This window comes from Virgisporangium aurantiacum, assembly GCF_016863635.1.
GTDB classification, from domain to species: Bacteria; Actinomycetota; Actinomycetes; order Mycobacteriales; family Micromonosporaceae; genus Virgisporangium; species Virgisporangium aurantiacum.
Window position 1 is genome coordinate 15,425 of record NZ_BOPG01000101.1, and the last position, 24,272, is coordinate 39,696.

At 67.9% G+C, this 24,272-nt stretch carries 22 protein-coding genes; 9 read left to right on the forward strand and 13 right to left on the reverse strand.

What is annotated here, in order from left to right; all coding sequences use genetic code 11:
• The first annotated feature begins 1 nt into the window (after nucleotide 1).
• Genes Vau01_RS55805 through Vau01_RS55815 form a run of 3 tightly spaced genes read left to right on the forward strand, consistent with a single transcriptional unit; the run spans nucleotide 2 to nucleotide 7,463 of the window.
• Nucleotides 2-1,162, forward strand: coding sequence for a pPIWI_RE_Y domain-containing protein (locus Vau01_RS55805; RefSeq protein WP_239152823.1), 1,161 nt, complete (start codon nucleotides 2-4; stop codon nucleotides 1,160-1,162).
• Nucleotides 1,155-4,601 carry a pPIWI_RE_Z domain-containing protein gene (locus tag Vau01_RS55810; RefSeq protein WP_204010728.1) on the forward strand — a complete coding sequence of 1,149 codons (3,447 nt, stop codon included), beginning with the start codon at nucleotides 1,155-1,157 and terminating at the stop codon, nucleotides 4,599-4,601. The genes Vau01_RS55805 and Vau01_RS55810 overlap by 8 nt, the downstream gene beginning before the upstream one ends.
• 15 nt (nucleotides 4,602-4,616) lie before the next feature.
• Entirely contained in the window at nucleotides 4,617-7,463 is a 2,847-nt protein-coding gene (locus tag Vau01_RS55815) for a pPIWI_RE module domain-containing protein (RefSeq protein ID WP_204010731.1), read from the forward strand.
• Between the two features lie 56 nt (nucleotides 7,464-7,519).
• Here Vau01_RS55815 and Vau01_RS55820 read toward each other — a convergent pair whose 3' ends face one another.
• On the reverse strand, nucleotides 7,520-8,968 hold the full coding sequence (locus tag Vau01_RS55820) for a hypothetical protein (protein ID WP_204010733.1): 1,449 nt from the start codon (nucleotides 8,966-8,968) through the stop codon (nucleotides 7,520-7,522).
• Between the two features lie 79 nt (nucleotides 8,969-9,047).
• Between Vau01_RS55820 and Vau01_RS55825 the strand changes: the two genes are divergently transcribed.
• Entirely contained in the window at nucleotides 9,048-10,034 is a 987-nt protein-coding gene (locus Vau01_RS55825) for a tudor domain-containing protein (protein ID WP_204010735.1), read from the forward strand.
• Nucleotides 10,035-10,397: 363 nt separating this feature from the next.
• Here Vau01_RS55825 and Vau01_RS55830 read toward each other — a convergent pair whose 3' ends face one another.
• The 9 genes from Vau01_RS55830 to Vau01_RS55870 all read right to left on the reverse strand — a co-directional run bounded on the left by Vau01_RS55830 (nucleotide 10,398) and on the right by Vau01_RS55870 (nucleotide 17,442).
• Entirely contained in the window at nucleotides 10,398-11,147 is a 750-nt protein-coding gene (locus Vau01_RS55830) for a 7-carboxy-7-deazaguanine synthase QueE (RefSeq protein ID WP_204010737.1), read from the reverse strand.
• The gene (gene queD, locus Vau01_RS55835; RefSeq protein WP_204010738.1) at nucleotides 11,144-11,497 is read right to left on the reverse strand and encodes a 6-carboxytetrahydropterin synthase QueD; all 354 of its coding nucleotides are present in this window, start codon (nucleotides 11,495-11,497) and stop codon (nucleotides 11,144-11,146) included. Before queD ends, Vau01_RS55830 begins: the two co-directional genes overlap by 4 nt.
• On the reverse strand, nucleotides 11,494-12,135 hold the full coding sequence (locus Vau01_RS55840) for a nitroreductase family protein (protein WP_204010744.1): 642 nt from the start codon (nucleotides 12,133-12,135) through the stop codon (nucleotides 11,494-11,496). The genes queD and Vau01_RS55840 overlap by 4 nt, the downstream gene beginning before the upstream one ends.
• 149 nt (nucleotides 12,136-12,284) lie before the next feature.
• Nucleotides 12,285-12,935: a 7-cyano-7-deazaguanine synthase gene (locus Vau01_RS55845; protein WP_239152825.1), complete on the reverse strand. Its 651-nt coding sequence runs from the start codon at nucleotides 12,933-12,935 to the stop codon at nucleotides 12,285-12,287.
• A 5-nt stretch (nucleotides 12,936-12,940) separates the two neighbouring features.
• On the reverse strand, nucleotides 12,941-14,191 hold the full coding sequence (locus Vau01_RS55850; protein WP_204010756.1) for a PfkB family carbohydrate kinase: 1,251 nt from the start codon (nucleotides 14,189-14,191) through the stop codon (nucleotides 12,941-12,943).
• Entirely contained in the window at nucleotides 14,188-14,514 is a 327-nt protein-coding gene (locus Vau01_RS55855) for a hypothetical protein (RefSeq protein WP_204010758.1), read from the reverse strand. The genes Vau01_RS55850 and Vau01_RS55855 overlap by 4 nt, the downstream gene beginning before the upstream one ends.
• A gap of 37 nt (nucleotides 14,515-14,551) precedes the next feature.
• On the reverse strand, nucleotides 14,552-15,181 hold the full coding sequence (locus Vau01_RS55860) for an 8-oxoguanine DNA glycosylase (RefSeq protein WP_204010760.1): 630 nt from the start codon (nucleotides 15,179-15,181) through the stop codon (nucleotides 14,552-14,554).
• A gap of 122 nt (nucleotides 15,182-15,303) precedes the next feature.
• On the reverse strand, nucleotides 15,304-15,591 hold the full coding sequence (locus Vau01_RS55865; protein WP_204010763.1) for a helix-turn-helix transcriptional regulator: 288 nt from the start codon (nucleotides 15,589-15,591) through the stop codon (nucleotides 15,304-15,306).
• A 735-nt stretch (nucleotides 15,592-16,326) separates the two neighbouring features.
• On the reverse strand, nucleotides 16,327-17,442 hold the full coding sequence (locus Vau01_RS55870; RefSeq protein WP_239152810.1) for a serine hydrolase domain-containing protein: 1,116 nt from the start codon (nucleotides 17,440-17,442) through the stop codon (nucleotides 16,327-16,329).
• Nucleotides 17,443-17,576: 134 nt separating this feature from the next.
• On the opposite strand from Vau01_RS55870, the gene Vau01_RS55875 reads away from it, so the two are divergent.
• A complete protein-coding gene (locus tag Vau01_RS55875; protein WP_204010766.1) occupies nucleotides 17,577-18,824 on the forward strand; it encodes a sensor histidine kinase in 1,248 nt (415 codons plus the stop codon).
• Nucleotides 18,825-18,945: 121 nt separating this feature from the next.
• On the forward strand, nucleotides 18,946-19,524 hold the full coding sequence (locus Vau01_RS55880) for an MBL fold metallo-hydrolase (protein ID WP_204010769.1): 579 nt from the start codon (nucleotides 18,946-18,948) through the stop codon (nucleotides 19,522-19,524).
• Nucleotides 19,525-19,535: 11 nt separating this feature from the next.
• Here Vau01_RS55880 and Vau01_RS55885 read toward each other — a convergent pair whose 3' ends face one another.
• Both Vau01_RS55885 and Vau01_RS55890 read right to left on the reverse strand, forming a co-directional pair.
• Entirely contained in the window at nucleotides 19,536-20,513 is a 978-nt protein-coding gene (locus tag Vau01_RS55885) for a GlxA family transcriptional regulator (RefSeq protein WP_204010772.1), read from the reverse strand.
• 74 nt (nucleotides 20,514-20,587) lie between these two features.
• Nucleotides 20,588-21,043, reverse strand: coding sequence for a MarR family winged helix-turn-helix transcriptional regulator (locus tag Vau01_RS55890; protein ID WP_204010775.1), 456 nt, complete (start codon nucleotides 21,041-21,043; stop codon nucleotides 20,588-20,590).
• Nucleotides 21,044-21,115: 72 nt separating this feature from the next.
• Between Vau01_RS55890 and Vau01_RS55895 the strand changes: the two genes are divergently transcribed.
• The gene (locus Vau01_RS55895; RefSeq protein WP_204010778.1) at nucleotides 21,116-21,754 is read left to right on the forward strand and encodes a hypothetical protein; all 639 of its coding nucleotides are present in this window, start codon (nucleotides 21,116-21,118) and stop codon (nucleotides 21,752-21,754) included.
• 54 nt (nucleotides 21,755-21,808) lie between these two features.
• Nucleotides 21,809-22,909 (forward strand): hypothetical protein, encoded by a 1,101-nt coding sequence (locus Vau01_RS55900; protein ID WP_204010781.1) that lies wholly within the window; start codon nucleotides 21,809-21,811, stop codon nucleotides 22,907-22,909.
• Here the strand turns inward: Vau01_RS55900 and Vau01_RS55905 are convergent.
• The gene (locus tag Vau01_RS55905; RefSeq protein WP_204010784.1) at nucleotides 22,906-23,778 is read right to left on the reverse strand and encodes an alpha/beta hydrolase; all 873 of its coding nucleotides are present in this window, start codon (nucleotides 23,776-23,778) and stop codon (nucleotides 22,906-22,908) included. The genes Vau01_RS55900 and Vau01_RS55905 overlap by 4 nt on opposite strands.
• A 65-nt stretch (nucleotides 23,779-23,843) precedes the next feature.
• On the opposite strand from Vau01_RS55905, the gene Vau01_RS55910 reads away from it, so the two are divergent.
• Entirely contained in the window at nucleotides 23,844-24,260 is a 417-nt protein-coding gene (locus tag Vau01_RS55910; protein WP_204010787.1) for a peptidoglycan-binding domain-containing protein, read from the forward strand.
• Nucleotides 24,261-24,272: the final 12 nt, after the last annotated feature.

Here is a 24,272-nt window from a genome sequence, read left to right on the forward strand (position 1 = left end):
GATGGCCACACGCACGAGGCCGCAGGCAGGATCGGTATTCGACGGCGAACCGTTGCTGCGCACCGTCGCAACCGCGCTCATGGCCCTCTCCAGGCGCCCGCACCCGGGCGACCCGGTATACGAACCGGTCGTTCAGCGAGCATTCGACCAGCTTGTCCTGCTGTGCCTGCGACGAGGCCAGACACCACCGGGCAGCGTGCCGGAGATGGCGCGATGGGCACGGACCAGACCAGTCACAGAATGGCCGCTGGATCTGTTCGACGCCGAAGTCAGCGACCACCAGCTCTTGGTCGACGCCGAGACCACCTCGCCCACCCAGTTCTGTCTGGAGTGGGCGGTGTCGAGCGCTGACCCCACGACCGAGCAATTCGAGAACCTGCTGATGAACGAGGCCATCTCCACCTGTCGAGCCGCCCACGCCCCCGACTCGTACACAGCTCTGCGCCGGCTGATGATCGAAAGGCCGGTGCTCACGAGCGCGGAACTTGCCGAACTGTCGGCCGATGTCGACCTGCACCCGGTGCTCACCGTCATCCGCAGCTGTTACGAGCCGGCGCCCGCCGCATATCTGCGCGACGGCCGCTACAGCACCTGCAAGAGATGCCGATGCCTGATGGTTCCCATCACCAGCGGGGCGCTGCGCTGCGAGCTGGATCGGTGCAAACGCGACGGGACCGACGAGATCGGCCGAGAACTGCTGGCGCACACCGGCGGCGGTGTCCATCAACTGCGTCGCCCGCTGCGGGTATTCATCACCGGGCCCGGACTGGCAGAAATTGATCTCGAAATCGCATTGGGCAAACTGCGCCTGACAGCGGAGATGTGGCCCAACTACGACGCCTACGACCTGCGGATCACCCTACCGACAGGCCAGGTGTGGGCAATCGACGTCAAAGACCGGGCGAGCCCGGCACTCCTCGGCCGGACCACGACGCCCTTCCGCACCGTCCCGCCGTTCACGCACGCCTTCTTGGTGGTGCCGGCGTACAGACTCGTTGAGCGCGAGGACTACCAGCGCGTCTTCAACCGGAACCTGCCGGCCGACCTTCGCGGAAAAGTGAAGCTCCACACCGACAAGGCCCTCCTGACGAAGCTCCGAGCTGAGCTGCGACGCGCAAGCCACGCAACAGGGCCGACCGATTCGGGAGGATCCGATGCGTAGCCGGAACCAGTGGCACCGCGGGCTTACCGAGCTGCTGCGCCCGACATGGCCCGCCACCCTTCAATCGTTCACTCCGGGCGACCTGCTCAACGTCGAGTTCGGGCTGTACCTACTGGAAACGGTGATGCCAGGCCGTCCCGCCGCTGACGCATGGACGCTGTTCGGCGGTTACCCCTACGGCGAGGCATTCGGCGACGTCCGCACAGAGGAGCAACGGCTTATGGTGCGCCGAGCTCGCCACTACATGTGGTCGCTACGGCGTCGCCGGGTCTGGCACTCCGCCATCCGGGACTACCAGGCCGTGCCGCGCGACCTGCGCGGCTACGACGTCAAAGACGTCGACACGATCCCTGATCGGCTCACCCCCGCCCGCGCCGACGAACGCTTCGACCGCTACAGGGAACTGCTCACCAGCCCGCCGATGTTCGAACGCAGCACACTACCCATCGCCGGAACAGGTGAGCACTGGTTCCCAGTACGCGACCGCACGTACTCCGTCACCTTCGGAGACCTGGCCCATGGCCCTGCCGCGTCACGCCACGACCTCACAATGCCTCCCGTTACCAACGGCGAGGCCATCACCGTCAACTACACGGAGCTCGAGCACGCTGCTGAGGCGATGGACCGGATCGAAGCCGCCAACCCGGATACCAAGGCAAACAGCTGGTTGAAGCGGCTACGGCGCGTCGAGCTTCTTAGCCGGAGCGAAGGCACCGAAAGATTCGAACCAGGACAGAAACTTGCAATCCACCAGATCTTGCACATGGTAGGCATGGTCGGCGCCGGCAAAAGCACGCTCCGGGACATCCTCGCCTTCGTATGCGCGGACCGTCAGATGAAGATAACCATCGTGGTCGGCGATGTCGCCGAAGCCCTCAACATCGTCGGCGTGTTCAACACGCTGGGCGTCAGGGCCGCACCAATCCTCGGCCACTCCACCAGGGAACGGCACATCCAGCGGCTCCACCGCCGCCTTGCCACCGCCGGCGCCGCGAACATGCTCAGCCACGAGCATGCAGGCTTCGCGTTCGTCAACAGCGCCTGCCCCGTTGATGCGTTGCGTGGCCTGGAGGCGGACCGGCCGCTTCGCATCCGCGAAGCTCCCTGCGCCCAGCTGTATCCCGCCACGAAGCGCGATGACACATCCGGTGTCATGAACGACGAACACGGCGAATCCTCCGCGCGCGGACGGAAGGCGGAGCGCCACGGATGCCCTCTCTGGGCTCGGTGCCCACGCCATCACGGTGCCCGTGAGCTGGTCGACGCAGCAATCTGGGTCGCGACGCCGGCGAGCCTCATCCACAGCGCGGTACCCGCCCATCAGATCGACGAACGGATGCGGTACCTGGAACTTGCCTGCCAACGCTCCGACCTGATCATCGTCGACGAAGCCGATCGGGTGCAGATGCAACTCGATACAGCGTTCGCACCGGCCACCACCCTCGTCGGCCGAGGGCAGGACTCATGGCTCGACGAAGTCCACAGCCACAAGATCACTGAACTGGTCCGGCTCGGGCGACTCCAGCTGTCCCAACAGTTCATCGATGACTGGATCAACGCGCTGAACACCGTTTCAACGGCCGCGGACCGGCTCTACGGCATGCTGACGCGCAGTAAGTCGCTGCGCCACTGGATCGTGGCGGACTATTTTAGCGCTCACACCCTGCACCACTGGTTGCTCAACACCTGGTTCCCCGACCTTGCGATCGACAGTGCAGACGACCTGTTTCACGACACCGGCCTAGCTACCGACGAGCGGGCCCGCCGACGCGACCATGTCAGCGACATCCTCGACAGATTTCGTGACCAACCGTTGCAGCCGGCAGACGCCGACCCCTCCGACACCGTTACGTCAACCGCCAACGAGTTGGTGGCCCTCACTCTGGAGCTCCTGCACTCGCAGAGCGACCGCACACGGGATCGCCTACGGACAACACTGCTGGGCCTCGTCGAACACGACCCAGCCATCGAAGCTCGCATCGAACAGCACGCGATGCAATTCGAGTTCACACTTGTTCTTGCCGCTCTGCACCACCGCCTGGACTTCATGACGATGCTGTGGCCACGGGTCGAGGCCGCGCTGAATCTCGACGCGACTTCCAACGTGCTGTCACGCCGGCCGCCGAAAGACTACGAGCCGATCATCCCCGAGTCGCCGATGGGCAACGTGCTCGGATTCCAGTTCCAGCTTGACGATCAGGTCCAGGAACCCGGTCTGACGGACGCTCGTAGCGGCTCACTGCGGTTCTTCCGCTGCAACGGACTGGGGCGGGACCTGCTGCTGAACCTGCACGAGATGCCGAATGTGGACGACCGTCCCGGACCTGCTGTGCTGCTCATGTCCGCGACCAGTTGGGCCGGTACCTCAAGCCGATACCACATTCACCATCCCGTCGGTGCGGTCCTGCGACCGCACAAGGACGAGGTCGACGCCATCCTCAAGACGACCTTCCGCAAGGAGTTCCTGTACGCCGACGGCGCCGGACAGGTAGCGCTCCAGTTGTCCGGCACCAACCCGGACCTGCGCCCCCGCGTACTAACCCAGATGCTGCGGCTGCTCGCGGAGGCCGACCCCAGCCTGGCCGGCTCCACCAGCAAGCTCGCCGACGAACTCGCCGACATCACCGACCCCGACCGGCGCCGAATCCTGCTCCTGGTCGGCAGCTATGCCGAATCCAAACGCGCCGCGAGCTATCTCAACGCGATCCCGGAATGGAACGGACGAGTCACGGTCCTGGTCTCCGACGACGCCGACCTCGACGACGCCTGGCAGACCCTGCCCCGCGACCCGACGGTACGGACCCTGCGCCGCGGCGACGTCGCCTCATTCGCGAACGCGGGAGGGGAGATCCTGGTCGCTCCGCTGCTGGCAGTCGAGCGAGGGCACAACATTGTGCTGACTGGAGGGAAAGCGGCCATCGGCACCGTCTACTTTCTCGCCCGTCCACACCCCCGCCCGGACGACATAGCCCTGGCAATCCAGTCGGTCAACGACTGGGCGGTGCGTTACGTGCGCAGCGGCAATTTCCGCCAGATGGCACTGGCCTGTGGCACCCCGGACGCCGCCGGGCGCGAGTTCCGTCGCCGCGCCCGGCACACCTGGCAGCGGTTCCTGACACGACGATTGTCCTGGGGAAGCTTGCCCGACGACGAGAAGCTCGCGTTCACCTGGGACCAACTCGTGGTCATGTGGCAGGTCATCGGCAGGCTCGTGCGCGGCGGCGTGCCGGCCCGGGTCGTGTTCGTCGACGCCGCCTTCGCGCCCCGCGAAGCCGGTATGCAGGCCGAAGACACAGCCGAAACCAGTCTGCTGCTGAGCATGCACAACGCCTTGCACTACTACCTGAGCCACGTTTCCAACGCCGAGCCCGTCGACCAATCACTGGTCCGGGCCCTGTACCAGCCGCTCTACCAAGCGCTCGACACCATCGACCTGTGACCGATAGGAACAGCCGTGAGTTTCGACCAGATCAGCACCGCCGCCTTCGCCGCCGCACCGCGCAGCGACCGACTGGTGGAGACCTTCAACGCCCTGGCGTTCCCGGCGCACTGGCGGCAGATCATCCTCGACTTCTACCGGCATGGGAAGAAGAACCCCGAGCAGCGGCGGCAGGTGCCGATCCGCGGGATCAACGACGTCATCCGGGCCTACGCACCGGACCTTGTATCCGTCGCCAAGTACGCCAGTGTCGACGACTCACTTCCCTGGCTCTACACCCGCGGGGAGTACCGCTCGAGCATCATCAAGAGCTTGGTTCTGGGCTGGCTCAACGACCTACAGCCCAAACCCGATGACTTCCCGTTGGTCCGCGCGACGCAGCACCAGCTCGACGTGGACAACCTCGAGTGGGACCTTGTTTCGGTCGATCTCTTGGAGCAGGAGCTGACCATTGGTGGCACCGCCCAGCCCGCACGACACCTCTATCACCTGCTACCCGACCTGCTCGCGGACCGGATCGCGGACCCGACCCGAACGCCATACACCTACAACGGCGAAACACTGCACTTCAAGCGTGTAGCACGCGAAGAAGGCGCCGAGCTGATGTCCTGGCCGCCGCTGCAACGTCAGGTCCCATCCAAGACCGGCGTCCGGATCTGGAGCTACTCGGCCTACATCCGCCTCACGCTGCACACCGTCCCGTTCAGCTCGACCCCACGCATTCACCTCAACACCGGCATCAGACGGTGGGTCCGCGGACCAGTGTGGATGCCAGCCGACCGCGGCGTGACGACCTACCTATTGGCCGACAGCCCGTGGATGTGGGACGACCCGGCCGCACCAGGCACCGCGTCCAGCCGCTTCGCGGCAGCCACCCTCAAATGGAACAAGCGAGAACGCAAAGTCATATGGAAGGCATCCGGGGCCGAAGGCATGCTGCGGCGCCTGACGGTCAACTCAGACTTTCCCGAGCCTGACATCCTGCAAAAGCGGCCCGAAGAGTGGCTGGACCGAGAGACCGGCGTCCGCGCCGCCGTCGTCTACCACCCGATGATGGGCAAGCACGGCATCGGAGCCGGGCTGATGCCCTCGGAGCGCCGGCGACTTACGGAGTGGGCAGCCGCCGCCCTTGAACCAGACTTCACCCGCCTGCCCAACCTGTTCGGCAGCGACCTGAAGGGAACCCCGAAGCCGCAGCTCAAGAAGCGAAGGCCGATACCGAAGCCGGACAACGACAAGACAGGCGAGAAAACGGCCAAAGCGCTGGCCGCGAACGAGACGATCGCCGCAGCCAACAGCCTCGCGCTACGCACCCTCACCGCTGAAGCCGTCGACGCCCACCTTCGTTGCCACCTGCTCTACCAAACAGACGAATGCCGAGACGAGATCATCCGCGCCGCCGAGGAAAGCCTCGGACTCGGCGAGTACAACACCGAAGCGGGCACCGCCACGTTCACCTGGAACACCGACGAACTCAAGGTGACGATCTACGCCCGCTCGGTAGGAAAGCTGGCCGGACCGCTCGGCGGCGCAGACACACCCCGAAAGCGGAAGCAAATCGAGGAGGCCGTGACCGTTCGACGCCGGGAAGTACGCGAGCGCCTTGAAAGCGAGCCCGCATCGCAAGTGGTCATCGTCGAACTGGACGGACGGAAGGACTGGGATCCTCGGCAGACCGACCCCAAGTTCGCCATCCGGCTCGGCTGCGCGGACGCGCACCGGGTTAGCCAGTTCATCACGACGTTCCGCACCGTGGAGCAGACTCCGCCTGAGGATGGCGAGGAACTCGCGGATGAGCCAGCGGCATCAGGCCCGCACCGCGCGGATGCAGCCTGGGGCGATGCGCTCCGGCAGGTCGGAGTGCGGTTCGTCCCGCAGCACAGCCTGGGGACAGCACTACCCGACTCGTTCAACCAGCTGGCCTTCTGGATGGTCAAACGCCGCTCCGACAGCGACTGGTGGAAGCCGCAGTTCACCCCCATCGCGGTCCTCATCAGGCCAGGACAGCCCGCCATCCTCGGCCGGACCGCCGACAGTGACTCCTGGGTGCCGTACCCGCAGCTCCTGCGCAGTCTGACGGGGCGTATTCGCGGCGACGACCTCAAGACCGAGGCGCAGCAGCAGGCCGAGGCAGCCCGCTTCATCCACCGAGTCTTGTACGGGCTCCGAAACGAGCCCACCGTCGCGATCACCCACGCCAACAACAGCCGTACCTACGTTCCCTGGCTCGAGAACGGCATCACCAGGCAGGACATGTTCCAACTCGGCGGCGGTCCCGTACAACGCCTTGCGCTCCAAGGAAAACACTTGCGGCTGATCCGGCTTCGCGTGGACGACCGATCGGAAACGCCCCAGTGGTGGGCACCTAAGGACCCGGCCACAGCTGGCATCGCCAAAGGGCTCTGGCTCACCGGCTCTGGCGAGACTGACAGGCGCGTCTTCTACAGCACCATGGAACGCTCAAGTACCCACCAAATCGAGAACGACGCCACCAAACTGACTTCGCGCATCAAGCAGGTCAAGGTCAAAGATAAGGACTCCGGCGAGGAGAGACTCGAGGCGAAGCGACGGATCGACAACCACAAGAACGCATGGAATCCCCAGCTTCTTGAGATCGCCATCTTAGGTCAAGCCGCAGGCGACAACGCCGAAGCGTGGGCCATGTTCGTCCATCAGCAGCGGCAGACCGACGATTACCGCGACGGGCTGGTCCTTCCAATGATCATGCACTTGGCCGAGCTCGCGGGAGAGTATGCGCTGCCTCACGAAGACCCGATGCACGCGTCCGTCGACGACTCTCCTCCGACGGAGGCATCGCTGGCCGAGAGCGAGATAGGAATCGAGGAGGACCCCGAGGACTGACACAACACCGTCAAACATGGACGGCCTCTTCCTCAGCCAGACCTTGAATCTTCCCCCTATTCCTTCGTTGGGCGGTGCGGGCTCCATCCGTTGAGGTGTGGGCGTAAATCTTCCGGGCCTGGTTCGATGGTGAAGTCGATGGTTGTGAGTGTGGGTGTTCCGACAGTGGGGTCGATCTTGTCGGCGTGGGCGCGTGCCCAAGTCAGCCAGGCGGCGAGCTCGCTGTTGGTGGCGGCCTCGCCGGTGGAGGCGTTTTCGAGCGCGTCGCAGAATGCCCGCATGCTCGCAGCCTTCTGCCACTGTGCCATCGCGGTGTTGAACGTCGCCGTACGGTGCTCCTCGATGGCGAGCCGTCGGGCCCTCGCGATGGCGTTCTCCCAGCGTGCCTTGCGTTCAATCTCGCGCTGGCGCCTCTCCTCGGCTGCCTGCTGTTCGGCAAGTCGCGCCGCAGCCTGCCGTTCCTTCTGGCGCTGCCGGAAGGTGGCGGCCTCCTGCTCCTGTGTCTGGATAACCTTGATGATGTCGGCGACGATGCGGCTGGCCTGCTGTTCCAGTTTTCTGGTGGGCGTGTCGCGCCAGGTGATGCGCTGATTGGACTGGAGCTGGTGGACTTCGAGGCGCAGGCGGCCGGTGGCGACGTTGTCGAACTCCGGGATGTGCGCCCAGGGGCGGAGTCGTTTCGTCCGTTTTTCGTCGGCGGTGAGCACGTGGGGTACCTGGTCGTATTCCTCGAAGAACTCGAGCGACCGCCGTGCGCTGCCGAACTTGACGTACGGTTTCGGGTTCTTCGTGGTGAGGTTGATGCCGACGCGGCATTTCCGGTCCGCCCCGGCGTCGTCGATCGCTCGGAGCAGCGCGAGTACCCGGGGGATCGATTCGGGTGCTACCCGCAGGTTGGTGGGGTCCTGTTGGAGGGCGTCGTAGTCAGCCGCGGCCGTGGCGCGGATGTCGCCCTGGTTGAGTCGTAGCCGGTTCCAGTCGGTGTCGTAGGGCTGCTCTGCCGAGTAGAGGCGGATGACGAGGTCACCGGTGTTGCGGCCGGTGTGTCGGAGGTCGTAGCCGTCCGGTACGAGTTTGTGCTGCTTGGCGGCGTGGATGGCACGGCGGTAGCTGGCGCGGGTGTCGGCGTCCGGGTCCGACACGACCACAGTGCCGCCGCTGGTCTGGAGCCGTTCGACCAGGACGGTCGCTTCCTGGATCACCGACGGTTGCGCCTCCGGCTGACGGGTCTTTCCGACCGACGTCGTCCGCGTCGGCGAGTTCTCCGCGCGGTCGCTGGTCACCGCTGGATACCGGCCGTTGTCGAGGTAGTAGCGGCCACGTTCGGTCAACGTCGCCGACCACCGGCCGGCCCGACGTGACACGGTGACCAGGCGGCGACCCTGTAACGCCCTCGCGGTGTGCTTGGCGCCATCGCCCGGCATGCCCCCGTCGGGGCATCCCGCGTCGACCCACCGCAGGACCTCGACTTGGTACGGTTTCAGCGGCGCGGCGATGTCGACCATCGGCCAGTTATACCGACCGGCTCCCTCCTCGGCATAGGCCCTCAACAGCGGGTGGGCCGTGTAATCAGTCGATGCCAGCATGGTTCTGTGCGCCCAGGTCATACGGCGTCGTGGCAGGGTCGGCATCCGAAGGGCGGTTCAGGTGGCATTCGATGCATCGCTGTACGTCGTCGGCGACGAGTGGGCGTACCGGCTTCGGGACACGGCGCCGTCGGAGCGCGTACGTATCAAGGCGGTTACGCCGAAGAAGGTCACGGCGAGTATCGAGGTGGAGTTCCTCGACGACGGCCGCCGTGAAACCGTGCCGTCGACCCGGCTGAAGGCCCGGTGGGCGGATGTCGAAACCTACGACGCCCAGCAGGCCGACTGGCAGCGCATCAACGACTTCGACCTCGACTCCGTCGAACAGAGCGCGGTCGGCACCGTCTACACCGCCCTCGTCCCCGAAGAGGTGGCAGAGCTGGACTGGCGGCCGGTCGAGAACGCGACGATTATCAAGGACCGCACAGCCCTGGCCGACATCCTTCAGATACCCGTCGAGGAGATCCTGGCCAGGGCTCAGTGGTTCACCACCGACGACACCACGGTCGTCTCGCCCGCCGGCACCCTGGTGATCGCGGGGGCCGCCTGCCGCGCCCACCCGCACACGATCCTGGAGCACGTGATCGTGGAGGAGGCCGAAGCTCGACACAAGTGCAAACACGGCGGCCCGCACCCCATCCGCAAGGGCGAAAAGTCCAGTCCGGAATGGGAGTACCGGTGGTACCGCGAGCACGTCCGGCCGGAGCACGAACTTCTGCGGCAATGGTGCGGCCACCGCGCCGTCGCCGCCCATGAACGCCTCACGGCCGCGGAAGCGGAGAACCACCGCCTCGACCTGCTCGTGGTCGAACTCATCAAGGCACTCGACCTCGCAGGTGAAACCACGCAAGCCGAGCAATTCGCCGAAGAACACGAACGCGACCGCATCACCCCCTACCTCGCCCGCCCCGTCGTCGACCGCCCACTGCACTGGTCCGAGATGCCCGTACGCGAAGTCCCCGTTTACCGGCGTCGCCGCTGGTAGACGGCAGTCCGCCGCAGTCGCTCCCATCTCGATACCTACATGACGTCTTAGTAAGCCGCTGCGGCGGGCTCGTCAGGCCCAGCGCTACTCCTGACCCGTGCGTACCGGCGATGCTCGATGCCGTTGTCTACGTCAGGCGGCTCCGGGGGCAACGCGATGCCAGCCATCGGAAACCTCTCAGCCAGAACGAGACGCCACATGCGGATCCTCTTCACTGGCTCGATGGGAGGTGGCCAGGACGGTCTGGAGTCGTCCGAGCGAGTGACGAGTGCGGGTCGGGGCGGCGATCAGCGGGGTTGATTGGGGCCAACGAGCTCAGCCCTAACCAGTTTCGGAGACTGTCGACTGCGGCTCTCAGTGTTGTCAGCGTCCGCGTACATCGCCCCAGAGCAGTATGTGCGTACGGCCGGATAGGTTGAAGCCGTTGTCGACGGCGAGGCCGGCGAGCGTGCGCATTCCGATGAGCAACTCCGCAGTGGTCGTCGCGCGGGGCATGAGCCAGATGCGATCAGGAGTAGTTCTGGCGGTCGCGGCGAGGGAGGCGACCTGGGGCAGATCGCCGGGTCCGTCCAGCACAATTTTGAGTACGGACCTGGGTAGGTCGAGCAGCGCGCGGAGGGTCTGAGGGCGGACGCGGGCGGCCGCACTGCCGGCGTGGGTCAGCTTCGGGCTGACGACAAATCGGTAGACGAGCGGGACGAGTGCCTCGGCGGGTGCGACGGTGCCGTTGGTCTCCACCTCGCAGCGGACGTCGGGGCGGCGTGCGCGCAACGCGGTGAGCAGGGTGACGACGGCTGGTTGCTGAAGCAGTGGTTCTCCGCCTGTTAGCACGACCAAGCGGGTGTGCGGGCCGGCGCGGCGGTCGAGGTCGGCGGCAAGCAGCTTCGGGTCGACGATGCTCGTCTCGACGGCTGGGTCGTATCGGTCCCAGTCCCAGCTGTACCGAGTGTCGCACCAGGTGCAGGTCAGGTTGCAGCCGGCGAGCCGGACGAAGACGGCCCGCTCACCCGAGCTTGGCCCTTCGCCTTGCAGCGATACGAACGTCTCGCTGAGCAGCAGCGACCCTGCGGGCGCACGCGGGGGTGGACGACGTTCGCCGGTGCCAGGTTTCACGGGTGGACCTCGACGCAGCAATCCGGGGTTTCCCAGAGACGGATCCGGGTGACAGGCAGCCCACGTTGCACGAGCGTATCGAGGATGTGCAGCGCAACCCGCTCGGCGGTGGGATTGTCGATGCTGTCGTTGAGCAGCGTGTGGTCGAGGCGGTCGATGAGGTCCCTCTCGACGGCCGACTTGAGGTCAGCGAAGTCGATCACGATGCCGTTGGTTCCGACGGGTCCGGTGGCGGTGACTTCGAGGCGGTAGGTGTGGCCGTGCAGGCGCGCGCATTTGCCTGGATGCCAAGGCAGCTGATGAGCTGCGTCGAAGCTGAATGATCGGGTGACGCTGGCGGTTCTGGTCACGTCTCCTCGCTTTGCGTCGAATCAACGCCGATCCGCACCATCCCTATGGCGCCGAGGACGACGGCGCCGAGGTCGACCGGTCCGGTTCCGCTGCCGTCATCGGCGTGGAGGACGCCGCAGGTGCCTACGATGCAGGAGCCTAGGCCGAGATCGGCCGCAGCGAGGTGGACGAGCATGAGCAGCGCACCGGTTTCACGCCAGAGCAGGGAAATGCCATCGGGGTAGCGGCTGAGGGTGCGGTCGGGGTGGGCGACAGCGAGCACTGCGGCCGGCGGTAGCCGCGTCTGGTCCATCGCCTGCGCGAGTTCTTGCAGTGCCTGCGTTGTGCGGTCGGACGAGTGTGCGCCGCGGCGCAGGACGGCCGCGTCGGGATCTAGAATCCAGCTTCCCGGATCGAGACCACGGACATGCCCGGCCAGCAGGACGAGGGTCAGCGGATGCCGGCCCCCGGCGGAGGGGGCGGCGCGGTGGGCGATGGGGGCGCCGGCGAGATCGGTTGACCTGCCGCGGGTTAGCCCGGCCCGGGCGAGGACGGTACCGACCTGCGCGAGGTTTGGCGGTTGCAGGTGTCGCTCGCTGCGGCGGGCGGCCACAACCTCAGCGAACGGACGGGTGACACCGGCATCGGTGATGGGCACGTCGAGCGGGATAGCCGGGACGGCACGCGGCGCTGCCAGGTCATCAACTGGATCTCCGCCGGACGGTGCGGCCCTGACCGGACGGACGGCGCGGGCCTCGGCGAACGCTAACGCGGCGCGAGCCGCCGCAGCGTCTCGCGGCACCCCGGTCACGGATCCGGTGTTTGCAGCAGGCCAAGGCGTTCGAGAACCTTGACGCGTTTCCAGCAGCCCGGACATTGGCCGCAGGGCAGACTGGCCCGGTGACACGAGACCGTCCAGGCAAGAACGTCTTCGCCCAGTCCGCTCCGGCCCACCAGTGCCGTTGAGGTCTCGTCGATCGCTGGCGTCACGATGCGGATCGCTCCTTCTTGCAGCGCGAAGAGCCGGTCCAGCGCGTCGTAGAAGGCCGGGCTGCCGTCAGCGTGACGGTCGCGGTCGTCGAGCACGGTACCAACCATCACGGTGTGCAGGCTGTTGCGGAGGGCGACCGCGGCGGCCGCGGTGACCAGGATCTGGTTCCGGAAGGGCCACCACTCCGGACTGGGCGCACCCGGCAGCGGCCTGTCGTCTCGGAGCAAGCCACCACCGGTGTCGCCGAGGTCGAGGCGAAGGTGCTCCAGTGGAAGGTTGAGCGCGTCGGTGATCGCGGTGGCCGCGCGAACCTCGGCGGGCGCTGGACGTTGTCCGTAGTCGATGACCAGACACAGGGTGGGCCGTTGCAAGGCTGCCAGGGCGGTGCTGTCCAGGCCGCCGGACAGCAGCAGGACGCTCCCGTCCTGGCGCGGCGAAGTCTGGACGTCGTTGCGGCCAGCGCCCATTCCGCTCACGTGTGACCGGTGACGCGGCTGGGCGTCAGCGGATGACCCTGGGCTGCCCACACCGCGCGGTACAGGGCGCTGGACAGATCCTGATGCAGTTCGGCGCCGGTTCCTACGAGCATCTTCGTGCCCTCGTGCGATGGGCCCTGGAGGAAGCCGACCACCGGTAGCCCCTTGCGGTGCGCCCAGCCGACCTCATAGACGGTGCCGGGGTCCCAGCCGTCCAGTAGTGCGAAGACCGCATGCGCGCGGTCCAGACCGTCAAGGTCACGGGAGGCGACTTCATCGCCGCCGGGTCCGACGTCGTGCAGTGGGCTGAAGACCTGTGCCCCAAGGCCGATTAGGACGCTGCGGCACGTCTCCACAAGCCACCGGTCTGCGAGGGTGAAGAACGGGGCGGCGAGGTAAACGAGCGGATCATCGTCAGGAATGGGGAGTACAGGGCCGGCGTCGGGGAGTACCTCGCCGACGGGTGCGCCGCCGAGCACCTGGTGCGGCACGACCGTGGCCCGCGTCCCGCACCACCAAGCGGCGCTGCTGCTGGCGATACGGGCGGCCTCGACCGGCTCGGCACCCTTATCCCACGCGTGGGCGTAGGCGGCGGCGAAGACATCCCCGCTGCCCAAGGGCCATACCGTCCGAGTCGGGTAGGGGCCGACACGGGTCAGGGTCCCGTCGCCGTCTCCAGCCAGGACCATGCAGCCGCGGGCGCTGTCCTTCACGACGACCGCGACAGCTCCGCTGGCGCTGCGGACGTGACGCGCGGCAGCCCCGAGGTCGGCGATGCCACCTGCCAGTGCACGGGTCTCTCGGGCGTTGGCCACGACCGCTACAGCGTCGGCATTCAGACCGGTGAGGTCGAGTCGGGTCAGGTCGCGGGGCCGTTGCGGGTCGACGACGAGCTGCCGGGCACGGATGCTGCGAGGGCCGGTCTCGACCATGCCGAATGCCAACACCGTTTCGTCGTCGGCGCTCAAGGCCGCGGTATGGGCCGCCGACGGTCCATCGATCACGGGTGCGGTGACCGGGCTGAAGTAGCGGAACCCCACCGACTGATCACGTTCCACCGGGACCATGGTCAATCCGAGGGCGGCTGCGACCGATGCCGCCAACGGTGCGGTGAGCTCGTCGATCGCCGTGACCAGACGGGCGCGGTTCGGGCCGAGGCAGGCGGCGGCCCGCAGTCCGCTACCGGCAAGTTCCTGGTGCGGAGGGACCGTCACCTCTTCTTGGTAGGTGCCACCGACGACGATCACCGCGCCGCCCGAACCTCGACCTGTACGGCTCCGCCGTGGACCGTCAGCACGCCGGCCTGGAACGGCACGCCTTGTCGAAGGCAGTTGATCAGTTGGATGGTCGGTGAGATTCCGCCCGCGTCCCGACCTTGGTTGTCGACGGCGACGACCAGATCGGGTGGCCCCTCACGCAACAGGATCGTTAACGTGTCCCCGGGTGCGAGTCGATCGGCCACGCCGTGAACGGGTGCTTCGATGTTCCGGATGAGACGCAGGCTGGCGCAGGCATCAAAGCCGCCGCCCCCGCCGGTTCCCGTGCCGGCAGGTGCGTCACTTCCGCTCATCGTGGCTCCACTCTCGATCCGGCTCCTTCCGGCGACGTTACTCCACGGCGGCGCGTCTGCCGGGGATCCGGGCCGCGTGCGCCCGTTCGGACCAGATGACCGCATCGAGATCGGCCGCCCGGACCCGGCCCTGACCGGCCCAGGCCAGAAAGAACGCTTCGAGCCGTGGATAGTCGACTGTCGGTCTCCACGCCGGGTCGAACACGCCGGCGTCCGTGCCGGCGCGGAGCACATGCACATCGATGATCGCCACGTCGTCGCTGCCCAGATGATTACGCACGATCCATCCGGCGGTCTTGGGGCCGATGCCCACCACCGGCAACAACCAGTCCCGCAGCTCATGCGAGGTGGTGGGTGGCCGCTGGGTACATACGTAGCGCAGCGCGGCGGCCAACCAGCGGGCCCGCTGGGCTGGGAACCGGTAGTGAACGGTGCGGCCGCTGACATCGAGCGGCGTCCGTAGCACCCGTTCAAGTTCACTCTCGTCCGCGCCGCGGGTCAGCAATCCGGCGTCGCGAACCGCGTGGAAGGCGGCCAGCCCGGTCTCGTAGGGCATGCCGTGACCGCCCAGCAGGCACGCCGCCACCTCCTCGGCGAGATTCCTTCCGAGGCGATGACGATGCGGCCCACGGCGCAACGTTCCGTCTGCGGCGGCAGCCTCGGTCACCGCAACCCAATACGCGGCCGTGCCAACCTGCCAGCTACGTCCCCAGGCAAGCAGTCTTTCCGGGTATCCCACCGGGGCAAGGACCACCGTCGGCCCGTTGTCGCTTAGGTGCACCGCTCTTGTCATGGCGCCTGGCGCCCGTCGCTTTTCACCGAATCGACTTCCCGGGACGCCTGCGTGTGCAGCTCATCGAGGCTGAGCTGCAGCACTTGGGCGAGGCGGGCGACGGTCAGAAACGCGGGCGTCGGAACCCGACCGTTCTCCAGACTACGAACTGTATCGATGGCGACCGATGAGTCGCGCGCAAGATCCGGGGCGGAAAGCTGTCTGCGCTCGCGCCGCTCGGCGATCAGGCGTCCCAGGCGTCTGCCGTGTACTCGATCCTCTTCCGAGGTTCTCTTACGCGTCATGGCCGATAACAATACATGTATTGTTATCGGCCGAACGGCGCTTTGGATGGGTGAAGTTGGCCCGATCAGTGCGGCCAAGGTCGGCATCCGGGAGTCGGTACCGAAGGTCTCGAAGCGCTTGAGTCCCTTCGGGGGCGCAAGTTCACTAGGGCCTTGCCGGCGCGCGCGATCGCAATGTGTTCCTGGCGTGATCGGACGTAGCGCAAACTACGAGCACCAACCGAACGGAATCAGCGCGCCGCCTTGGCCAATCACCGTCGGGCGTCGAGCCCGCCAGTCGCCCCTCGCGTAGACCAGCCGATACTCGCCAGCACGAACGAGGTATAGAACGTTGCGTAACGGTACGCTTTGTGAGAGGGTAAGCGTGGGAGTGAAGGCGCCCTGAGCATCTGACTACGGATCAGAAGGTTAGGGGTTCGAGTCCCTTCGGGCGCGCTTGATCGACTGGCGTCTGGCCTGCGGAAACGCGGGCCAGACGCCATTGTCGTCTGTCCGGTGTGGACGGTGGGCGCGACTTGGGTGCCGAGAGGCCTTGACCTGCGGCTTCGTCCTCGACTCGGGCGCCGTTGGGGTGGTTCCGGCCCTCGGGCCGGTGCGGCGGTGGCGGCGAGGACGAGCCGAGCGGTGTCATCGGCGCAGCGGCGCTTCGTGGGCGAGGTACGCGGCGCCATGACGTAGCTGCGGGCAGAAGGCCGCCGGCCATGACCGGGCCCGCGTCTTCGGGCAGACGTTCCGTCAGCCGCAGAAGACGTGGTTCAGGAATGCGTCCATGGCGTCGTCCGGGTCGCCGTCGTGGTCGGGAGTGATGGCGACGGTCGCCTGGCGGCGGCCGTCCTCCGTGGTGAAGGACCAGGTCTCGTAGGCCAGCGCGTCGCCGTCGTTGCCGTAGACGCGTACCCCGCACTGGGTGATCCGCCAGGACAGGCCCAGCCCGTAGGCGCGGCCACCGGGGATGCCCGGGGTCTGCATCTCGACGAGCAGCGGCTTCGGCAGCAGGCGGCCGCCCAGCAGTTCGGCGTAGAAGTGGTTCAGGTCACGCGTCGTGGAGATCAGTTCGCCACCCGCGCCGAACAACGACGGGTTCATGGTCGTGAAGTCGACCAGGCCGCGCCCTTCGATCGGAATGTAGCCATGCGGGTGCGGGCCCGGGATCCACGGCGACGTGCCCGGCATCGACGTGTCGCGCAGGCGCAGCGGCCGCAGGATCCGGCACTCGATCTCGTCGGCGTACGACCGGCCGGTGACCTTCTCGACGATCTGGCCCAGCAGCACGTATCCGGTGTTCGTGTACGAGAACGCCGTACCGGGCTCCGTGGACGTCGGCGGGTTGGCCACCGCACGCGCGACCTGCTCGTCCGGGGTCCAGGTGCGCCAACGGTATGCGAGGAACCCCGCGTCCGGCGGCAGCGTCAGCGTGAGCCGGTAGTCGAAGAGGCCACTGGTGTGGTTCAACAGCTGGCGGACGGTGATGCGGTCACCGTTCGGTACGGCGCCCGGCAACCACGCCTGCACCGGGTCGTCCAGCCGCAACCGGCCCTCGTCGACCAGCTGCAGAACGACCGTGGCCAGAAACGTCTTCGTGATGCTGCCGGCACGGAACCGCCCGTCGACCCGAACCGGACGCGTCGTACCGACCTGCGCCACGCCGCTCGTGCCACGCCACGTTCCGCGCTCGGTCCGCACCTCCGCGAGCGCTCCGATCGCGCCGGCCGTGCGCACGTCGTCCAATCGCCTTTCCAGAGCGACGCGACCCGGCGCCGCGGAGACGGCGCCCGGGGCCGCGACCAGGATCGCTGCGGTGACCGCCACCGGAGCCACCAGCGCCCGGAGGCGCTTCGTTGTCATGTCCATGTGCTGCAGGTTCGGCGTAGGGCGACGGCCGGGGCGTCTCTCTGCGGAGGGATTCGGCGTCACTCCGCGGTAGGGGGTCAGATACCTCCGCAGCCGGACGCGGGCCGGCGCCCGAACTCGATACCGTCGTCCGCGTGACGCTCCTCATCAACGCTCTCGGCACGCTCCGCGCGATTCTCGCGCGCCACGTGCCGCGGGTACGGGTGCGGGGGCGTCCGGAACTGGCGTGGCTGCTGTGGTGGGTGGCAACGGCCGCGCTCGCCCTCATCTTCCTGCCGCTGAACGTGGCCCTCCCCGCCACGAAGTTCGACGTGCATCCCCTCACGGCGTTCGCGGTCGGCATCGCGCAGAGCACCGCGCTGCTCCTCACGCCGGTGCGTCCGGTGTGGGCAACCGCGCTGCAACTGTTGGCCGCCACGGTGATGGCGGCCGCCCTGCCGCATGACTCGGGATCCACCTGGCCGCTCACGATCGTCGGCATGTTCACGCTGATCGCGCACGTGGGGCTCGTCGGTGCCCGGTACCCGCGGCGAACGGCGTTGGCGGTCTGGTGGGCGAGTGCGCTCGCGGTGGCCCTGTTGGTGCTGGCCGTCAGGAACGGCCGGTCGTTGACCGAGGGCACGGGGATGCTGATCCTCTACCCGATCTTCTCCATCATCGTGCTGGGTTCCGTGCTGCTGAGGCGCCGGTTGCGGGAGGTGCGCCGCGAGCTGGCCGACGCGCGGCACGACGTCGAGGTCGAGCAGAGCCAGCGGGCGGTGGCCGAGGAGCGCACCCGCATCGCGCGCGAACTGCACGACGTGGTCGCGCACAGCATGTCGGTGATCCACATGCAGGCCACCTCGTCGTCGTACCGGATCAAGACGCTCGATCCGGCGGTGACGGCCGAGTTCGCGCAGATCGCCGCCGGTGCGCGGTCGGCCCTGCACGAGATGCGCTACCTGTTGGCGGTGCTCCGTGACGAAGATGCCGACGCCACCCTGACGCCGGTGCCCGGCCTGGGTGGGCTCCCCGAGCTGGTCGAGTCGGCCGAGCGGGCCGGTGTGCCGGTGGAGCTGCGGGTGGCCGAGGGCATCGAGCTGCCCGACGGGGTGGCGCTGGTCGCGTACCGGATCGCGCAGGAGTCGTTGAGCAACGTGATCCGCCACGCTCCCGGCGCACCTGTGCGGATCATGGTCACCACCGACGGCACCTACCTGACCATCGTGATCGAGAACGACGCGGCCACGCGGCCGGCACCACCCGTGGAGACGGCGGGTGGGGCCGGCCAGCGCGGCATGCGGGAACGGGTACGGCTGGTCGGAGGATCGTTGGAGACCGAGGTCAGGGCCGAAGGCGGCTACCGCGTGGTGGCACGACTGCCGATCGGAGGTCATCGGTGATCCGCAACGGAGACGCTGCACGTCGAATGCGACGGGCGGCGCGCTGAAGTTGGCGGGAATCCCGTGATCACGGGCCCGCGAGCGCTGGCCCCGCCACGGGCGGCCGGGCAGGCTCGATCGCATGAGCGACAGGCCGGGCGCGGCAACGGCGTCCTACGCCGTACTGCACGCCGGGTACGGCGCACCGAACGTGGCGAGCACGGTCGGGTTCGTGCGCGACGGTGACGTCATCCTCGTCACCGATCCGGGCATGGTCCGCAGCCGGTCCGTCATCCTCGATCCGCTCCGCGGTCTCGGGGTGGCGCCGGAGGACGTCACGGACGTCGTGTTCAGCCACCACCACCCCGACCACACGTTGAACGCCGCGCTGTTCCCCCATGCCCGGTTCCACGACCACTGGGCCATCTATCAGGACGACCGATGGGAATGGCGGGACGCCGAGGGGTACGACCTGACCCCGTCGATCAGGTTCATCCGAACGCCGGGACACACGCACGAGGACATCACCGTCCTCGTTGGCACACCGGGCGGCGTGGTCGCATTCACCCACGTGTGGAACGAGGCGACGTCGGTTGGCGACCGGCACGCCGTCGACATCTCACTGCTGCACGCCGGCCGTGCGCGGGTGCTCGCGGTGGCGGACATCGTGGTACCCGGTCACGGTCCGGCGTTCGTTCCGGACGCGACGACGCCCCGGTGAGCGGCCACCGCCTATGAGGACCGAACGGGTCGGCCGGTCGACCCGAAGGTCTGCCGGTACTGCCGGGGCGATACCCCGCGGTGCTTGACGAACTGCTCACGCAGCACGGTCGCGCTGGCGTAACCGACGTCGCGGGCGATGTGCTCGATGGGACGGTCGGTGATCTCCAACAGGTTCTCCGCCCGGCGCAGACGCTGGTCGCGGAGCCAGGCATGGGGCGTGGCGCCGGTGGCAGCCTTGAACCGGCGGGTGAACGTGCGGCCGCTCATCAGGGCGCGGGCGGCGAGTTCCTCGACCGACAGGATGCGGTCGAGGTTCCCGGCGGCCCAGGCGATGACGTCTGCGAGGCGCTCGTCGTCCGGGTCGGCCGGCACCGGTGTGGTGATGTACTGCCCCTGACCGCCGCTTCGGTGCGGCGCGACGACCACGTCGCGGGCGACGGCGTTGGCGACGGCGCTGCCATGTTCGCGCCGCAGCAGATGCAGATACATGTCGACGCCGGCAGCGGCACCGGCGCCGGTGACGATGCGTCCCTCGTCGACGTAGAGGTCGTCGGCCCGAACGTGAACCGCGGGAAAGCGCGTGGCGAAGTCGGCGGCGAACCGCCAGTGGGTGCTGGCCTGCCGGCCGTCGAGCAGCCCGGTCGCCGCGAGGAAGTAGGAACCGGTGCAGTGGCTGGCGACGATGGCGCCGCGCCGGTGGGCGGCCCTGACCGCGTCGAGGACGACGGCTTGGACGTCCGAACGGAACGAGTTGCCGGGAAGGAGGACGACCAACTCACCGCCGGCGAGCCGGTTCAACCCGTGCTCGACATGGACGTTCAGGCCGAGGTCGGTGCGGACCACACCCGGACGATCGGCGCAGATCGTCACCTCGAATGCGGGCAGGCCCATGTGGCTGCGGTCGGCGAAGACCTCCGCCAGCAGGCCGAGGCCAAGAGTGCTGGCCCGGTCGGGCAGGTAAGCGGTGATGGAACGGAATCCCGGCACCCGGCCAGTTTGGCAGACTCGCTGCGATCACGGTTATTCGGCCATGATCATATTGCCTGGGGCCGCCGGGCACGTCAGGCGAGCCGGTCCTTGTCGTTGGCGTTGATGACGCGCCGGAGCAGCGCGACGAGGGTCTCCTGCTCGGGCTGCGTGAGTGCGTGCAGGAACTCCGCCTGGGAGCGGAGCGCGACCTCGTGGAGACGCCGCATCTGGGCCCGTCCGGACGCGGTCAGGGCCACGAGTTGACGGCGGCGGTCCTGCGGGTCGCGTTCGCGGCGGACGAGGTCGCGTTGCTCGATGTCGTCGAGGTAGCCGACGAGATGGCTGCGGTTGATCGCGAGGCGGTCGGCGAGTTCGTGTTGCGGCAGCGGCCCGAAGTCCGACAGCGCGGTGAGCACGGCGAAGTGGGGCAGCCGTAGGTCGTGCGTCGCGAGCGCCTCGACCAGCAGCCGGTGGCCCACGCGGGCCGCGGCGCCGGCGAGATACGACGGCAGGCCGAGCAGGGTCGGTGGGCGGAATTCGTCGTCCATGCCGCGGAGCATAGCTTGACGTAATCATGTCATGATGTAACGATGTCGCCTAGACATCGAGGAGGAAACGCCATGGCTCAACGGATCCTGGTCATCGGCCGAAGCCCGGGCGTGATTCTCGACGCCGCCGAACGTCTGCGCGGCAAAGGCTTCCGGGCAGACGCCACCAACCAGTTCGACGACGTGCTCACCGACTACGACACCGCCACCGTCGACGTCGTCGTCTTCGGTGGCATGGTTCCGCCCGACAGCAAGCGGCAGCTCCGCGACGAGATCTCGAAGGTCAACGGCCACGTCACGTTCGTGCAGGGGCTCGCGGGGATCGCGGGCCTCATCGTCGCTCAGGTCGAGAGCGTCACGTCGGCTGCCGGCGACGACACCGGCGTGGAATACGACGCCGCGGAGCGAACCGTGCGGCTGACCCTGCGGCAACCGGCGCAGGTGGTCGTCGAGGCCTGGTGGGCCACCTCGTTCACGCCGCCCGAGCCGGCAAGCACCTCGACGCGCGTGGTCGACTCCCGCTTCGATCCGGGCGAGCATGTCGTTCCGCTCCCCGCCGAGGTTCCGGCGGTGGCCTCGTTCGTCACCGTGTCCGTCGGGCCGGCCGTGCACACGTTCACGGTCGGCGCGATGCCGGATGCCGTGCGGCGCATGGCTTCGACGTCCGCGCTGCCCCCGGTCCGCGCGGTGGCGACACACACCTACGGCTGACGATCCAAGGATTTGCCAAGGCTGTCTACCAGGTGCGTCCGGCACGCTGACGGCATGAGGTCATCGACTCGGACGGCGGCCGCCCTGCTGGCCGTCGGTGTGCTGTTCGTCGGCAGTCCCGCACCCGCACAAGGAACCTGGACCAGGGTGGCGACCCCGAACGAGCCCGGCGACAACTTCCTGTACGGGGCCGACGCCACCGACGCCACGCACGTCTGGGCCGTCGGTGCGGTCGTTCCACGCCCCCGGACCGTCCCCCCGCACAGCCAGATCCTGCGCTACGACGGCACGACCTGGCGACCGGCCGCGGCGTCCAACGATTCGACGCTCTACGCGGTCGACGCCGTCACCGCCACCGAGGCGTGGGCGGTCGGAACCTCCCGGTCCAGCACCCTGGTCACCCGCTGGAACGGCACCGCCTGGGCGGCGGAGCCCAGCCCGAACGGCAACCCGGCCGGCGGGAACACCCTCCGGGGCGTCGCCGCGGCCGGCGACACCGTCTGGGCGGTCGGCAACTACCTCGACTCCGGCACCTACGCCAGCCACGGCCTGGCGCTGCAGCGCGTCGGCGGCACGTGGCGCCGGTCCCCCACGCCCCGCCTCTCGGCAACCGACTCGTTCGCGGCCGTCGACGCCACGGGCCCGGCCGACGCGTGGGTCGTCGGCTACGGCTCCAGCGGCGGCATCTCCAGCGTGCCCGTCGCGCTGCGGTGGAACGGCAGCGCCTGGACGTCACTGCCACCGCCGAACCCCGGATACGCCGGGCTCTCCGCCGTCGAAGCCATCACGCCGAACAACGTGTGGGTGGCTGGGTACGCGCAGACCGACATCGACGGGATGCAGCCGTACATCGCACAGTTCAACGGGACCTCGTGGCGCCGGGTCGCCGTTCCGACCATCGTCGGTGGCGGCCAACTCTCCGACATCGTCGCCCTGTCCCCCACCAACATCCTCGCCACCGGCACGGGCGGCAGCGGCGGCTCGTCGATCGTCCTGCACTGGAACGGATCGACCTGGACCCGGGAGACGGCACCGGACACGGTGCGCGTCACCGCGGCCGCCGGCGTCGGACCGGACACGTTCTGGGTCGTCGGCATCGGGTTCGACCTGAGCGCCTACCAGTACCGCAACTTCTCCATCGTCCAGAAGGGCTAGCGCGCGAGGAGGTCCCGCAGGAGTTCCTCCTCGCGGTGGAACGTCTCCAGGTGCCCGCCCTCCCAGAGTCGGAAGTCGACCGACGGCAGCCGGTCCACCACCCGTCGCGCGGCCCGGATCGGCACGTTGGCGTCGTGGCGGGAATGCCACCAGACGATGTGGACGGCCACGTCTTCGGGCGCGATGTCCCACTCGAACAGGGCGATCGCCTCGTCGCTCCAGCCCTCCGCGCCGGGGCGCAGGGCCTCGGTGACGCTCTGCCGGAGCGTCTCCTGCCAGGCGGGGTCGTCCATGACCGCCTGGTCTTCGGGTGGCGCGTCGCGCAACGCCTCGCGGAAGCCGGCCAGCGGATCGACAAGGATCTTTTCGCGGACCTCGACAAGAAGCGGATGGACCCCGTCCCAGCCGCCGTCGCGGATGCGCCGGTACGACTCCGCGTTCAGGCCGATCAGATGCGGAATGTCCTCGTCGGTGAGCGGTGCGGCGCCGACGACAACGGTGGCGGCGCTCACCCGCTGCGGGTGGCGGGCCGCGAGCGCGAGCACGTGCGGGCCGCCGCCGCTGCCGCCGATCACCGGGAACCGGTCGATACCCAGGTGGTCGAGCAGCTCGATCAGGTCGTCGGCCACCGATGCGACGCCGCGCCCCGGCATCCGCGTCGAGGCGCCGTAACCGGGCCGGTCGGCCATGATGACCCGCACCCCCAGCCGCTCCCAGACCTCCGGCTTGGGGTAGCGCGAGAAGCGGGACCCCGGGGTGCCCTGCAGGCGGAGAACGGGAATCCCGTCGGGTACACCCCACTCGTGGTACGCGAGGACGCGTCCGTCGCGAAGCGTCAGTCGTCCGTCTACACCTTCAGGGGTATCCACGCCCACCATTCTCTCCCAGTGCCGAAATGTACGAAAAATGTACGGACCGGTGGTGTCCTCGGACCATGAAGTCACACATCGCGAAGATCCTGCTTCCACTGGCGTTCGCCGGATTCGGCGTATTCGCCGTCGCCGCTCCGGCACAGGCCGCGGCCACATGCAACAACAAAGTCAACATCTCGAAGGGCGCCCTCTACGCCACCTATCCCGCCTACAACAGCAGCGGCACCTGCGTCATGGGCAAGGGAAACTCGGGGGTCGCCGTGCGGACCCTGCAGGGTGCGTTGAACACCTGTTACCACGCCGGGCTCGTGGTCGACGGCATCTTCGGCCAGAACACCTTCGAGGCTCTCAAGGACGCGCAGGACGCTGCCGGCGTCACCGACGACGGGATTTACGGGCCGACAACCGCCGGCGCCATCAAGTTCCCGTACAAGCGCGACAGCGACGGCTCCTCCGCGGGATGCCAGAGCCGCTACTGATTTCCGGCCGGG

Coding starts and splice junctions, on each gene's coding strand:
- Vau01_RS55805 (WP_239152823.1), top strand. CDS start 2: ATGGCCACACGCACGAGGCCGCAGGCAGGATCGGTATTCGACGGCGAA.
- Vau01_RS55810 (WP_204010728.1), top strand. CDS start 1,155: ATGCGTAGCCGGAACCAGTGGCACCGCGGGCTTACCGAGCTGCTGCGC.
- Vau01_RS55820 (WP_204010733.1), bottom strand. CDS start 8,968: ATGGTCGACATCGCCGCGCCGCTGAAACCGTACCAAGTCGAGGTCCTG.
- Vau01_RS55825 (WP_204010735.1), top strand. CDS start 9,048: ATGGTTCTGTGCGCCCAGGTCATACGGCGTCGTGGCAGGGTCGGCATC.
- Vau01_RS55845 (WP_239152825.1), bottom strand. CDS start 12,935: ATGGGCGCTGGCCGCAACGACGTCCAGACTTCGCCGCGCCAGGACGGG.
- Vau01_RS55855 (WP_204010758.1), bottom strand. CDS start 14,514: ATGAGCGGAAGTGACGCACCTGCCGGCACGGGAACCGGCGGGGGCGGC.
- Vau01_RS55865 (WP_204010763.1), bottom strand. CDS start 15,591: ATGACGCGTAAGAGAACCTCGGAAGAGGATCGAGTACACGGCAGACGC.
- Vau01_RS55870 (WP_239152810.1), bottom strand. CDS start 17,442: ATGGACATGACAACGAAGCGCCTCCGGGCGCTGGTGGCTCCGGTGGCG.
- Vau01_RS55880 (WP_204010769.1), top strand. CDS start 18,946: ATGAGCGACAGGCCGGGCGCGGCAACGGCGTCCTACGCCGTACTGCAC.
- Vau01_RS55890 (WP_204010775.1), bottom strand. CDS start 21,043: ATGGACGACGAATTCCGCCCACCGACCCTGCTCGGCCTGCCGTCGTAT.
- Vau01_RS55895 (WP_204010778.1), top strand. CDS start 21,116: ATGGCTCAACGGATCCTGGTCATCGGCCGAAGCCCGGGCGTGATTCTC.
- Vau01_RS55900 (WP_204010781.1), top strand. CDS start 21,809: ATGAGGTCATCGACTCGGACGGCGGCCGCCCTGCTGGCCGTCGGTGTG.
- Vau01_RS55910 (WP_204010787.1), top strand. CDS start 23,844: ATGAAGTCACACATCGCGAAGATCCTGCTTCCACTGGCGTTCGCCGGA.